Genomic DNA, 12692 nt, shown 5'->3' with positions numbered 1-12692 from the left:
GGCCGACCAAAGCAGCGTGGCTGGGCGATCCGGGGGCTGAGGTGGATGGCGAGGCCGCGACCGCGTGCACGTTGCCTGAGGTTGCCGGGCTTCGGTTGCTGTACGAGAGCTGTGCGGAACATAAGTGCCCGCATGCGACCAATGGTGGGGCGCATCTTGGCCCGCTCAGGCCCAACACATTCCCCACACCGGCCGAACCACCCGCGACGGCACCTGGATGGCAACCTCTTCGTCAACCGCAACCGAAGCCCGTCAGACCCAGGCAACCTTCACCTCTGGTCGCCGACCTTGCCATCCCGCTCAGCCACAGGCTCGCCCAGCCACCCTTCCTCTGTAAGCCGGCCGCCGCGGCGAGCAACCACCGCCATAGGTCCCGGCCGCATCCGAGCGAGCCGTTAGCCGGACCAACAACAGGGGTCGGTTCAGTCGCGGCCCAGGCGTTGGCCGGCGGCGAACCAGATGGTGATGGTGGCCAGGACTAGAGCGCCGACTGTGACGAGCAGGGAGCCCGGTACGTCGGCACCCTTCACGAGAGCTGCGGCAATAGCGACCAGTGGGGCGATGATCAGTGCGATCGCTCCCGGCACGACCCAGCGGCGTACAGCGCGTCGCTCGACACGCACGTACGACGGCAGTTGCGCGGCGAACGCGGTTGCCAGATGGGTCACCACCACCGCAATCGCGGTCATCACCAACTGCCAACTGATCTCGGCTGGTGCCCGGATGAGCCAGCCGAACGTGATCGTCAGCAACAACACCACACCGGCCAGCGAGTCGGGGAGGATGACAGTTGCCGCGAGCAACGGAATCGCCACGAGTGGGACGAGGTCGAGCTGGTCCCATGCCGCGGTCCCGGGAACCGCGATCGCCAGTGCGCCGGCGGCGGCGATCACGAGTCGCGCCACCAGCACACCGCGGCCGGTGTCGCGTAGCTGCGCCAACCACAGGGTCAACTTCTCGGCAGCTGTCATGAGCGCATCCTGGGGGCGGAGGCTAGGCGGGCGGCATCTCGGAGGACTTCGTCGAGGGTGCCGGAGCCTCGCCAGGGGACGGTGGGGACACCTAGGTCGCCGAGGCGGTCCAGCTCGCGGCGGCGTTCGAGTAAGCGAAGGCGCCAGGCTAGGGGCCACGAGCGTTGGTCGTGTTCGTCGAGGTCGATGACCGAGGCGACATCCGGGGGCAGCGTGTCTACGGCGATGACTGTGCAGCCGGAGTGGACGAGGGTGACGACGTAGCCGAGGACTACCTGACGGAGGAGTGGACTCAGCACCAGGACGAGGCTGTCGGACTTGATGCGGTTCCGCTGGGCTAGTTGGTCCTGGTCCGGCTGGCGGCCTCGGCGGTCGGCGTGGACGAGGGCATCGAGGATGCGGCGCAGGTGACCGCGTCCGCTGCCGGAGCGGACTCCGCGCACCAGGTTGCCGGTATCGACCAGGCGGACCCGGTCGCCGTGCCGCAGGTAGTGCTCCGCGATCGAGGCAGCCGCGCGGACTGCCGTGTCCAGACTGCTCGACCGACCGTCGATTCCTTCACTGATCCCGATCTCGCCACCGGTGTCGAGCAGAATCACCACCTCTGTGTCGCGGTCCGACCAGGTCGAGGTGACATGCAGCTCGCGGGTTCGCGCCGAGACCGACCAGTTGATCCGCCGCAACCGGTCGCCGGTCCGGAACGGCCGGACCCCGGCCAGCTCCGTCCCTTCACCCGGCCGTCTCGACCGATGCAAACCGACGAGCCCGGCCGGCCGCGGCATCGCGTCCACCGCCTCGAACCCTTCGCGCAACGGCAACGTGGTCACCGTCGAGGCACCAGCCGACGTCAGCCGGATCCGATAAGCCCCCAGCACCGACGTAGCCACGACTGTCGGCTTCTCCAAGGCCCGCAACCCCCATCGCTTGGCGCGGACTCCAACCTCCAGCGCCACCCCATCCGAGTCCGTGTGCCGGCCAGCAGGCTCAGCGACGGCTGCCTGGCGAGGCGAGTAGTCGAACCACTTGGACCGCGGCAGCGCCGCAACGACCAGATCGATCTCCGGATCCACCGTCCCCTCGACGCGCAGCCGGTACGTCGTTGCCTGGCCCTCGAACAGCACATCGGCATCCAGTTCGGTGTGCACCTCAGGCTCGGCACGCGGCCGGAAGAACCGTCCCCACACCGCAACGAACGCCAGTGGCAACCCGAACACCGCAGCATCCGGTCGTCGCGCCAGCACGGCGATGACGAGCAGCACCGCGGCGACCACGATCACGCGGACGTGCGCGTGCGTGGGCTGCCACTTCATGATCCGACTCCCCCGGACATGTCGGGCCTCAACGACCAGCGCCGACAACAGTGGGCGGCGTCGGCACGGCACCGAGCACAGCCCGAACCACCGTCGCCCCGGTCACGTCGTGCAGCCACAGCTCCGGCCGCACGGTGATCCGGTGCGCGAGCGCAGGCACCGCAACCGCCTTCACATCCTCCGGTACGACGTAGTCGCGGCCCTGGATCACCGCATACGCGCGGGCGGTCAGCAGCAGCGCCAGCGAGCCACGCGGTGACGCACCGACCAGCACCTGCGAGTCACGCCGGGTCGCCGCAGCCAGGTCGACGCAGTACTGGCCGACAGTGTCGTCGACAGTGACAGTCTCAACGGCCTGCTGCGCGGCCAGCAGACCAGCAGCGTCGGTGACGGCCTCAACTCTCTGGTCCTCGGTCCGGCGACTCATGCGGCGCCGCAGCACCTCCCACTCCTCGGCGGCGGTCGGGTAGCCGAAGCCGATCCGCAGCATGAAGCGGTCGAGCTGCGCCTCGGGTAGCGGGTACGTGCCCTCGTACTCCACCGGGTTCGCCGTGGCGAGCACGTGGAACGGCACCGGCAGCGGGAAGGTCTGCCCCTCGACCGTGACCTGGTGCTCCTGCATCGACTCCAGCAGCGCGGCCTGGGTCTTCGGTGGGGTCCGGTTGATCTCGTCGGCCAGCAGCAGACCGGTGAAGATCGGCCCCGGCCGGAAGACGAACTCCGACTCCTTCTGGTCGTAGACGAACGCACCGGTGACATCGGACGGCAGCAGGTCCGGCGTGAACTGCACGCGCCGGAACTCCAGCCCCAGCGCCTGCGCGAACGATCGCGCGGCCAGCGTCTTCGCCAGCCCCGGGTAGTCCTCCAGCAGCACGTGCCCACCGGCCAGGATCCCCGCCAGGACCAGCTCGAGCGCCTCGCCCTTACCGACGACTGCCTGGCCGACCCGCTCCAGCACCCGCCGGCTGAGGTCGGAGACCTCCGCCAGCCCGAGCTCCCGGCTGCCTGGACTGATGACGTCGACGGGTCGGGTTTCGGAATCGGTCACGGTTCCTCACAGGTTCTCGATGGTCTGGATCGCGGCCTCGATCTCGGCGAGGGTCGCGATGCGTTTGTCGTCGGAGGTGATCAGGTCCCACACTTGCTCGCCGACGAGGGCCCGGGCGCGGTCCGGGTCGAGGTCGGGATCGATCCCGTGCCGGTGCACGAGCCGATCGATGGTCAGCTCCAGCAACAGCGGCTGGATCCGCCGGGCGAACGTGAACGAGCCTTCGCCGTTCCGGCGCTCGCGGCTCGACTCCTGCAACCACGTCGCGATGAACTGCGTCCGGTTGTCGTTGCTGTGTGCCCGTGCCGCCGCGAGCTCCTCGTCATGCCGCGCGGGCCAGTTGGTCTCCAGCATTTGCGGGCCCAACTGCCGCAACGCCACCGACCCGAAGCCGATCGCCAGGGCGGCGGCCACGAACCACAGCGGCCGCGGCGCCATCCCGGCCGCGCCGAACGCGCCGACCAGCAGCAAGCTCGCCACGACGGTGAAACCGACGTGCTGCACCAGCACCTTGTTCAGCCGCATCGACCGAATCGTCGGCTTCTGCACCGGACGCTCATCCTCGTCCAGCGGAGTCCACTTGTACGACGTCATCCGCGCACCTCCCCGCCGTCCGACGGAGCTGCCACGGCACCGACGCGTTGATCAGCCTGAGCCGCGGCCAGGTCGTCCCGCAGCCGGAGCAGTGCCGCTCGAGCCTCAGCCCGGGAGTCCTCACTGGAACCGTGCGTCGAATAGCGAGCCTCGCGGTATAGCTCGCCCAGCCGGATCAGATGCGGTTCGGAGATCCCACCCACACCGAGCACGCGCACAGTGAACTCGGCGGGCGTCTCGGACGCCTCCCGCGCAACTCCGGCCGACGCGGCCGCTTGCTCCAACGCCACCCAGCAAGCGATCACCGCGTCGGTCGCCCGCCCCGAATCGATGGCGGCCAGACCGGTGTCGACCGCCTCCGCGAGCTTCTCCGCGGCGATTCGCTCCCAGTCCGGTTCGGACTCGGTCACGACAGGCAGTTGCACGCGCCGGATGACCCGGTAGATCAGCAGCGCGATGAATACGAGCAAGGCCGCGCCGGCCAGCCAGAACAGGGCCGCGAAGAGACTCTGGATCCAGGCCGGCGCCTCCCGGGACTTGGCCGGCGGTCCGGTCTTCTCCGAGAAGGACGGCATCGTCGGCGCCGTGATGGTCCGGGTCACCGTCGGCGCCGGCTTCGGCGACAAGGTGCTGTCGCTGACCGGCCGCACCGAACCGCCCGCCGAGGCCAGCACGACGAACCCGGCGCCGGCGATCCCGAGGATCAGCACGACAACCAGCGCCAAGCTCCCGCGACGGTGCGTCAACATGCTGGGCAGGCTAGCCGATGAAAAGCGCTTACCAAGCCCGATTTCCCCTTTGTGCCACCAGAGTGCGCACAGAATGCCGGAAGAGTGCGCAACCAGTTCCTGCGCCCCCGCGGCAGGAACCGGCCACCCGGGACTCACCCCCGGGCGGCCGGTGCACACTGCCCCTGCGCCCGAGGGCGGTGTGTGCTCCCTGCGATCACCTAGAGCGTGATCGACCAGTTGGTGAGGGTGCCCGTGTCGCCGGGGCCGTTATCGCCGATCCGCAGCGTCCAGGTACCGGTCGCGGTCTCGTTGGCAGTGACGTCGTACGTCTTGCTGGCCGGCAGCGGGTGGCAGCTGAATCCACCGCTGCGCTGCAGGTAGTACCAGCGGCCGCTCGGGGAGACGAGGCTGATATTCAGGTCCTCGAGGCAGGTGTGGTTGCCCTCGACCTTCACCTTGACCGGGCTCGTGGTGCGTCCGGTCGCGGTCGACTTGACCGTGCTGATCGTGGTCTGGAAGTCGCGGATCGGGTAGTCCGTCGGGTTGGCGAAGGTCCGCCCACCCGGGTCGGGCTCCGGGTCGGGGTTACCGGTCCCGGTGAGCAGGGTCAGGTTCCACTTCGCGAGCGCCTCGGAGACCGGCTGGAAGATCGAGTTGTCCGTGTCGCCCTGCTGGCAGGTGGAGTTCCCACCGGAGTGCAGACCGACGGCCTTGTCGCCGCGCAACCAGCCACCACCGGAGTCACCGCCCTCAGAACAGGCGGATGTCAGCGTCAGCCCCTCAACCACAGTGTTGCCGTAGTCGATGGTCTGGTTGACCGCACTGACCGTGCCGCACTCCCAGTTCGGCGCAGTGTTGCCGGAGTGGCAGACCGTGTCACCGACGATCGCCTCGGCAGCGCCCGTCACTGTGACGGCGGGCGAGCCGTAGGTGTTGACGTTCGGCGAGATCGTCCAGCCGGCTTCGGTCACCGCGACGACGCCCATGTCACCCTCGCGCGCGTTCACACTGCGGCTACCACCGACGTTCGACGTACCAAGCCGGTTGGACTGGCCACTAGCGCCGTACGCCGCCTGGTCCGCATCGTTGGTGCAGTGGCCCGCGGTCACAAAGTGCTTGTTGCCCTGGGCATCCGTCGCCGGGAAGCCGACTGAGCACGGGATCTCGCTGCCCGGCCACCACCCGTCACCCGGGTTCACCTCACCCGCCTGCTGGTGGAACGTCGTCGCCACGGAGTCCACCCGTACGCCGTCCAGTCCGCGGAACGCATCGCTGCCCCCACGCGCCTTGACCACGACCTGGTTCGTCACCGGGTCGATTCCCCAGCTGCGCAGGTTGTTCTGGCTGCGGGCGATCTGGTCGACCTTCGCCAGCAACCCGTCCAGCTGCTGCTGGCTGCGAGTGACGTACTTCGGGTTGGCCCCGGCGGCGCGGACCTGCGCGGCGGCCGCATCGCTGGTCACGGCGACCGTCAGGCGGCCGTTCTCGATCCAGCGACCGGCCTGGCCGGCACTCGACGCGAGCCCCTCCGAGACCTGATGCGGTTCGGGCGGCGCCGCGTTCGACTGGGCCGGCAGGGCGACCAGGCTGCCGCCGAGCAGCAGGATCGCGGTGAATCTCGTTCGCATGGTGCACTCCTCCGATTGGGACGGTGCACCGAACCTAGGAGGGTGACCAGCAGGTGAAAATCGCCGGAACGCCTTTCACAGTTAAGTTTCCGGCGTTAACAGTTCACTCCCAGCTCCACCGGAAGCCGTGCCGACCGGGCCCGAAATTCAGTACGACGTCGTGCACCTCAGGCGCGACATCGACCTCACGTGCCTGCTCCGCACCCTCGTCGAGTTGCGAGAACGCCGTACAGGCGGCTGGGAGCATGTCCGGGTCGAAGCAGACCTCCAGCACGAACTCGCGCACCGGCAACCGGAACTTGCGTTCGTAGTTCGTCGCCGGTGGGTAGGGCGCCACGTTTACTAGCTCGTGCTCGGTGATCACCGTCTCGCCCTTCCGCAGTGGGCGGTCGAAGAGCAGTTCGGCAACGAGCAGTCCGTCCTCAGGACGCCGTACTGTCCGGCCGAGCGAGCAGTGTCGGAGCGGCCAGATGTCCGGCAGCGGGCGATCGTGCTCGTCCAGATGCATGATCACCACCCACCTGTCCGGGCCGTCCGCCTCAGCACGCAGCACCTGCCGGGAGTGGTACGAACGCTCACCGCGATCAGCACCGATGAACACCCGGTCGTGCTGACTGATGCGGGTCAGCCGCTCGTCCCAGCGGATGTCCACCTCGCGCACCGCCGCTTCGACCGCGCCAGGACGAGGCCAGTACGCCGCTACGTCGGGTCGATCAGGCACAGTGCTCAGCCAGCGGCCACGCGGGCGCGGTGGCCCCAGTGACGCGGACAGGTAGCCGGCGGGGACCTCCAGCACCTCCTCCAGCAATGCGACCGCGGCGAGCGAGTCCCGGCGCTCCGGGCGTGACCGGCCGGACTGCCAGTAGCTCAAGGTGGCCATGCTGACCGACACACCCTGCACCAGCAGCCGCTCGCGGATCCGCTCCAGGCCGAGTCCGCGCGCCTGGATGGCCGCGCGCAGCACCTCGGCAAACTCGCGCTCGCCCATGCTCGCGACCTTAAGCACGAGCGGCCTGGGTGACCAGAGCGTGGACGCTTAACTGTTAACACGCAGGCCGGAGCGATTTCGCGGGAAAGCGGGAAATTTCCCGTCCTGGCGGGAAAGTCGGCCTACCCCAGCTCTGGACTGATGAAAACCGTTTTCATATACTCCTGCCATGACCGCCCATCCGAAGACTCCTCTGTCCCTGCTGGTCGGGCTGTCCACGACGCTCCGGCAGCCCGTTCTCGACGCGATGCTGGATGCGACCACAGTGGCCGTGGTGGTCGATCAGGACGACCTCGCTGCGCGCGGTGTGCTCACCTGGCGCGTGCTCGACACAGCCGGCCCGATCGACGCCGGTGAGTTCACCGTCGGCGACGACTGCGGCGCCTGCCAGCTGATCGAGTCCCTGATGCCACTGCTGGAGACCCTGGTCGCGCGGCAGCACTGGGACCACGTCGTACTGTCCGCTCCCCCGGCCATGGAGGCGCGTCCACTCGCGTCCACCCTGGTCGCCCTGCTGCCGGAGATCACCGTCGACACGGTCACCTGCGTAGTCGACGCCGTACTGCTGGTGGAGCAGCTGTCCGGAGACGAACTGCTCGACGAACGCGGTTTGGCGCTCGGACTGCCGGACCGGCGCAACGTGGCCGAGCTGACCGCACGACAGATCGAGTACGCCGACGTCTGCGTGCTGGCCAACGCTCATCGCAGCAAGGCGCCGGACCGGCTGCACAACTTGCTGCTGCACCTGAACCCGCGAACCACGGTGGTGATGGCCGACGCGACCGGCGTACCGGATGGACCGGTGGCACGGACTGGGTTGTTCAACTTCGCAGCTGCCGAGTCATGGGCCGGCGACCTGGCCGCATCCGACCAGGTGCAGCCGAGCGGTGAGGGCGTGACCACCGTGCTCTGGCGGTCGACGCGGCCGCTGCACCCGGCCCGATTGAACGAAGCCCTCGAGGACATCGTCGACAACGTCGTACGGAGCAGAGGCGTGGTGTGGCTGGCGAATCGGCCCACACAGCGCGTGCGTTGGGAGTCTGCCGGTTACAGCGCCTCGCTCGGCACACTGGGCGAGTGGTCGGACACTGAGCACCTAGCTGAGTGCACGGTGGTCGCTACCGGCATGGGACTTGACCCCGCACGTCTGCAGTCGATTCTGGACGCCTGTCTGCTCACGGAGTCCGAGCTGGCCAGTCTGGACTGGAAGGAGCTCGAGGACCCGTTCGCTGGAGTGCTACCCCAGTAGCGGCAGGCGGTCTGCGTGCTGACCGAGCATGTCGAGGTCTGCGTCATCGAGGGGCAACCGGCCGGTGCCCTTGAGCACGTACGTCGTGGTGTCCCAATCGATCACGTCCCACGCCTCCGGTCCGAACAGTCCGTCCAGCGTGCGCGCAGTGACGCGGAGCGCCTCAGGATCGGGCTCCGGTGCGTCGGGAAGGTTCAGCGTCAGATCGAGGTGGTGAACGGTCGCCTCCAACACCAGCGTCGCGACGAAGTCCCTTACGTCCAGCACATGCCCCTGCGTCTCGACACGGCCCTCAGCAACCGCAGCAGCCCGTACGGCGGCCTCCGACACCTCACGCCAGTGCTGCACCAGTACGCCGGGCTTCCGGTACGCCGCCGCCACACCGCGCACGAAACTCGTGTCATCGTCCGAACCAGGCGGGAAGTCACGCCAGTAGCTGACAAAGTCGCGATCCGGGTCAGCCACCGCAGGGCTGGCAAAAGCGATCAGAGCGCGCTGAGCGTCGTACAGGACATGCACCAGCAGCGGACCGACCGGCATACCGGAGCATCTGGTCTCGCGGGCGAAGTCAGCAGTGCTCAGACCTTGCACCGTCTCGGTGAGCCGCCCGTACGCCCGGCCCAGCGTGCCTGCGAGTCCTCGCGGCAACGCACCGCGCTCGGGTGCTCTCATCCCGGCCTCCTACCTGACTAGCTGCGCGCAATCCGTAGATGCTCAGCCGCGACGGCCTCCAGGTGACTGAGGTCAGAGGAGACCGTGGCGAACGTGTATCCCTGCTCCAGACGCAGTCTGGCGTTCTCACCGTCGAACGTGTGGATGCCAACCGCTATTCCAGCGGCCGTCGCAGTCTTGGCGATCAGTGCGAGCGCCTCCTCGAACGGACCGGCGATCTCAGGGTCCCCCGGGTAGCGCGCACCGAGCGACAGCGCCAGGTCGGCCGGACCGACGTACAGACCGTCCAGTCCGGGCGTCGCACAGATCTCGGCGACGTTCTCGAGCGCCTGGGCAGTCTCGATCATCGCGAGCACGACGGTGGTCTCGTTGGCCTCCGCCGGCACCGCACTGATCCGCAGTGCCGACCGCATCGGCCCAAACGACCGCCGACCGAGCGGCGGGTACTTAGCCGACCGCACCGCCCGCGCCACGTCCTCGGCCGTGTCGATCAGCGGAATGATCACTCCGAACGCACCTGCGTCGAGAGCACGCCCGATCGGCGTCGGGTCGTTAGCCTCCACCCGCACCAGCCCTGTCGACCCACCGGCATCAACAGCGAGCAGTCCGTTCAGCAGCCCCTGGTAACCGATCAGACCGTGCTGGCCATCCAGTACGACGTAGTCGTAGCCCGCCCGCGCGATCCGCTCGGTAGCGGGTGGCGCATCCAGCGTCACCCAGTACCCGACCTGCTGCTGCCGATTCCGAAGCCGCTCTGCGAAGGTCACGCCTCTACCCTAGACCGGCGGGACTCCGTGTCGTCTGGTGGAGAAGTGGCGGTCCTTGGACTGGGCGGCGCCGAGGCGGGCGATCAGGTCGTTGCGCAGGTCCTCCGGTTCGACGATCGCGTCGATCACCAGGTCGGCGGCCAGGCGGAGGATGTCGATATCGGTCTCGTACTCCTCGCGGAGTTTCGAGACGTACTCGACTCGCTCGGTCTCGTCGGAGATCTCCTGGATCTTGTTGTAGTACACGGCGTTGATCGCCGCCTCCGGGCCCATCACCGCGATCTTCGCGGTCGGCAGCGCGATACACGCATCCGGCGAGAAGCCCGGACCACACATCGCGTACAGACCGGCGCCATACGCCTTGCGGACGATCACCGAGACCGTCGGGACGGTCGCCTCCGACACCGCGGTGATCATCTTCGCGCCGTGCCGGATGATGCCGGCCCGCTCGACCTCGCTGCCGATCATGAAGCCCGGTACGTCGCACAGGTAGATCAGCGGCACGTTGAACGCGTCGCACAACCAGATGAACCGGGCCGCCTTGTCCGCCGAGTCGACGAACAGTACGCCGCCCTTGACCGCCGGCTGGTTGGCCACGAATCCGACCACCTGGCCGGCCAGCAGGCCGAACCCGACCACCAGCTCCGGCGCGTAGGCGGGCTTGATCTCGAAGAACGTGTCCGCGTCCGTGATCGCGTCGATCACGTCGTGGATGTCGAACCCGACACTCTCCTCGACCGGCACCAGGTCGCGGGTGAAATCGCGGCCCGGCTCCGAGGCGTCGTACGACGGAGGCCGGGCCCGCCACGAACCGGGCAGGTAGGAGAAGTACTGCTTGGCCAGCTCGATCGCCTCGGTGTCGTCGGAGGCGAGCAGGTCACCGCAGCCGGACACGCTGGTGTGCATCCGGGCGCCGCCCATCTCCTCCAGCGTCACCTTCTCGCCGACGACCATCTCGGCCATCCGCGGTGAGCCCAGGTACATCGACGCGTTGCCGTCGACCATGATCACCAGGTCGCAGAACGCCGGGATGTACGCGCCGCCGGCCGCGGACGGGCCGAACAGGCAGCAGATCTGCGGCACCTTGCCGGACAGCGCGACCTGGTTGTGGAAGATCCGCCCGGCGCCGCGACGGCCCGGGAACAGCTGCACCTGGTCGGTGATCCGCGCGCCCGCGGAGTCGATCAGCCAGAAGATCGGCAGCTCGTCGCGCAGCGCGATCTCGGTGATCCGGACGATCTTCTCGACCGTCCGCGCACCCCACGAGCCTGCCTTCACGGTCGGGTCGTTCGCCACGATCAACGCCGGCCGCCCATCGACCAGCGCGCGCCCGGTGACCACGCCGTCAGCCGGCAGACCGGCGTTCAGCGCGTTGGCGAGCTGCGCCTCCTCGACGAAACTGCCCTCGTCGACAAGCAGCGCGATCCGGTCGCGGACATAGAGCTTGTTCTGACTGTCGAGCTTGGCCTTGGCCTTGTCCGACGGCGCCAATGTCGCCTCGCGGGCAACCTTGACCTCGGTCCAGTGGTCGCGGGTCATCTGGCCATCATTCCACTGGGAGGCCGAGGCCCCGGGCGATCAGCATGCGCTGGACCTCCGACGTACCCTCGCCGATCTCGAGGATCTTGGCGTCGCGGTAGAACCGGGTGACCGGGTACTCCTCCATGAAGCCGTAGCCGCCGAAGACCTGGGTCGCGATCCGGGTCGCGGTCACCGCGGACTCGCTCGCGTACAGCTTCGCCACCGACGCGGCCTGCTTGAACTCCTGCATCGGCGCGCCCGCATCCTTCAGCGCGGCCGCCTTGTAGACCAGCAGCTCGGCCGCCTCGGCCATCACCTTCAGGTCGGCGATCTGGAACGCGACCCCCTGCTTACGGCCGATCGGACCACCGAACGTCTGCCGCTCCCCGGCGTACTGAACAGACATGTCCAGACAGGCCCGGATGCACCCGAGCGCCACCGCGGCGATCGCCACCCGCCCGTCGTCCAGCGTCGCCAGGAACTGCGCGTACCCCTTGCCGCGCTCACCCAGCAGGTTCGCCTCCGGCACCCGTACGCCGGTCAGCGCCAGCGGGTGCGTGTCGCTGGCATGCCAGCCGAGCTTGTCGTACGCCGGTTCTGCCACGAACCCCGGCGTTCCGGCCGGGACGATGATCGTGGAGATCTCCGGCTTACCGTTCTCCCGCGTTCCCGTCCGTGCGGTCACCGTCACGCACGACGTGATCGTGGAGCCCGAGTTCGTGATGAACTGCTTCGACCCGTCGATCACCCACTCGCCGTTCTCCAGCGTCGCCCGCGTCTTCGTCGCCCCCGCGTCCGACCCGGAATCCGCCTCGGTCAGCCCGAACCCGGCCAGCTTCTCCCCGGCCACCAGCTCCGGCAGCCACCGCTGCTTCTGCTCCTCGGACCCGAACGTCAGGATCGGGTTGATCCCGAGACCCACCGCGGCCTCGAGCGTGATCCCCATCGACTGGTCGACCCGGCTGATCTCCTCGATCGCCACACACAGGCTGGTGAAGTCGCCGCCAGAACCGCCGTACTCCTCCGGCGCGGTCAGCCCGAACAGCCCGAGCTTGCCCATCTTCTGCACGACCTCCACCGGGAAATAGTGCTTGCGATCCCACTCCGCCGCGTGCGGCCCGATCTCCGCCTCCGCGAAGTCACGCACACTGCGCCGGAACTCGCGGTGCTCCTCGGACAACTCGAACATGCCAACTCCTCTGTGCTTGACGCT

The 12692-nt window shown here is 68.3% G+C and carries 12 protein-coding genes; 1 reads left to right on the top strand and 11 read right to left on the bottom strand.

Annotated features, from left to right (window positions below):
- Window positions 1-422: 422 nt before the first annotated feature.
- The 7 genes from ACFTSF_RS34720 to ACFTSF_RS34690 form a co-directional block, all read right to left on the bottom strand.
- Window positions 423-971, bottom strand: coding sequence for a hypothetical protein (locus ACFTSF_RS34720; protein ID WP_380159005.1), 549 nt, complete (start codon window positions 969-971; stop codon window positions 423-425).
- The gene (locus ACFTSF_RS34715) at window positions 968-2281 is read right to left on the bottom strand and encodes a DUF58 domain-containing protein (RefSeq protein ID WP_380159003.1); all 1314 of its coding nucleotides are present in this window, start codon (window positions 2279-2281) and stop codon (window positions 968-970) included. Before ACFTSF_RS34715 ends, ACFTSF_RS34720 begins: the two co-directional genes overlap by 4 nt.
- 28 nt (window positions 2282-2309) lie before the next feature.
- Window positions 2310-3296 carry an AAA family ATPase gene (locus tag ACFTSF_RS34710; RefSeq protein WP_380159197.1) on the bottom strand — a complete coding sequence of 329 codons (987 nt, stop codon included), beginning with the start codon at window positions 3294-3296 and terminating at the stop codon, window positions 2310-2312.
- Window positions 3297-3335: 39 nt separating this feature from the next.
- Entirely contained in the window at window positions 3336-3923 is a 588-nt protein-coding gene (locus tag ACFTSF_RS34705; protein ID WP_380159001.1) for a hypothetical protein, read from the bottom strand.
- Window positions 3920-4672: a DUF4129 domain-containing protein gene (locus tag ACFTSF_RS34700; protein ID WP_344157135.1), complete on the bottom strand. Its 753-nt coding sequence runs from the start codon at window positions 4670-4672 to the stop codon at window positions 3920-3922. Before ACFTSF_RS34700 ends, ACFTSF_RS34705 begins: the two co-directional genes overlap by 4 nt.
- 200 nt (window positions 4673-4872) lie before the next feature.
- A complete protein-coding gene (locus ACFTSF_RS34695) occupies window positions 4873-6282 on the bottom strand; it encodes a proprotein convertase P-domain-containing protein (protein ID WP_380158998.1) in 1410 nt (469 codons plus the stop codon).
- A gap of 103 nt (window positions 6283-6385) precedes the next feature.
- Complete coding sequence (locus ACFTSF_RS34690) at window positions 6386-7270, bottom strand: helix-turn-helix domain-containing protein (RefSeq protein ID WP_380158997.1); 885 nt, start codon at window positions 7268-7270, stop codon at window positions 6386-6388.
- Between the two features lie 169 nt (window positions 7271-7439).
- On the opposite strand from ACFTSF_RS34690, the gene ACFTSF_RS34685 reads away from it, so the two are divergent.
- On the top strand, window positions 7440-8519 hold the full coding sequence (locus ACFTSF_RS34685) for a CobW family GTP-binding protein (protein ID WP_380158995.1): 1080 nt from the start codon (window positions 7440-7442) through the stop codon (window positions 8517-8519).
- Here the strand turns inward: ACFTSF_RS34685 and ACFTSF_RS34680 are convergent.
- From ACFTSF_RS34680 to ACFTSF_RS34665, 4 genes are read right to left on the bottom strand one after another with little or no spacing between them, the layout of a single operon-like run.
- Window positions 8508-9191, bottom strand: coding sequence for a maleylpyruvate isomerase N-terminal domain-containing protein (locus ACFTSF_RS34680; protein ID WP_380158993.1), 684 nt, complete (start codon window positions 9189-9191; stop codon window positions 8508-8510). The two genes, ACFTSF_RS34685 and ACFTSF_RS34680, sit on opposite strands and share 12 nt — an antisense overlap.
- Window positions 9192-9208: 17 nt before the next feature.
- The gene (locus tag ACFTSF_RS34675; protein ID WP_344157120.1) at window positions 9209-9958 is read right to left on the bottom strand and encodes an aldolase/citrate lyase family protein; all 750 of its coding nucleotides are present in this window, start codon (window positions 9956-9958) and stop codon (window positions 9209-9211) included.
- Window positions 9959-9967: 9 nt separating this feature from the next.
- Window positions 9968-11497: an acyl-CoA carboxylase subunit beta gene (locus tag ACFTSF_RS34670; protein ID WP_380158991.1), complete on the bottom strand. Its 1530-nt coding sequence runs from the start codon at window positions 11495-11497 to the stop codon at window positions 9968-9970.
- Window positions 11498-11504: 7 nt separating this feature from the next.
- The gene (locus ACFTSF_RS34665; RefSeq protein WP_380158989.1) at window positions 11505-12668 is read right to left on the bottom strand and encodes an acyl-CoA dehydrogenase family protein; all 1164 of its coding nucleotides are present in this window, start codon (window positions 12666-12668) and stop codon (window positions 11505-11507) included.
- Window positions 12669-12692: the final 24 nt, after the last annotated feature.

Source organism: Kribbella sp. NPDC056951 (genome assembly GCF_042674205.1).
GTDB lineage: Bacteria > Actinomycetota > Actinomycetes > Propionibacteriales > Kribbellaceae > Kribbella > Kribbella yunnanensis.
Note: the sequence above shows the minus strand (reverse complement) of the source record. Positions and strands in the feature narration are given on the sequence as shown.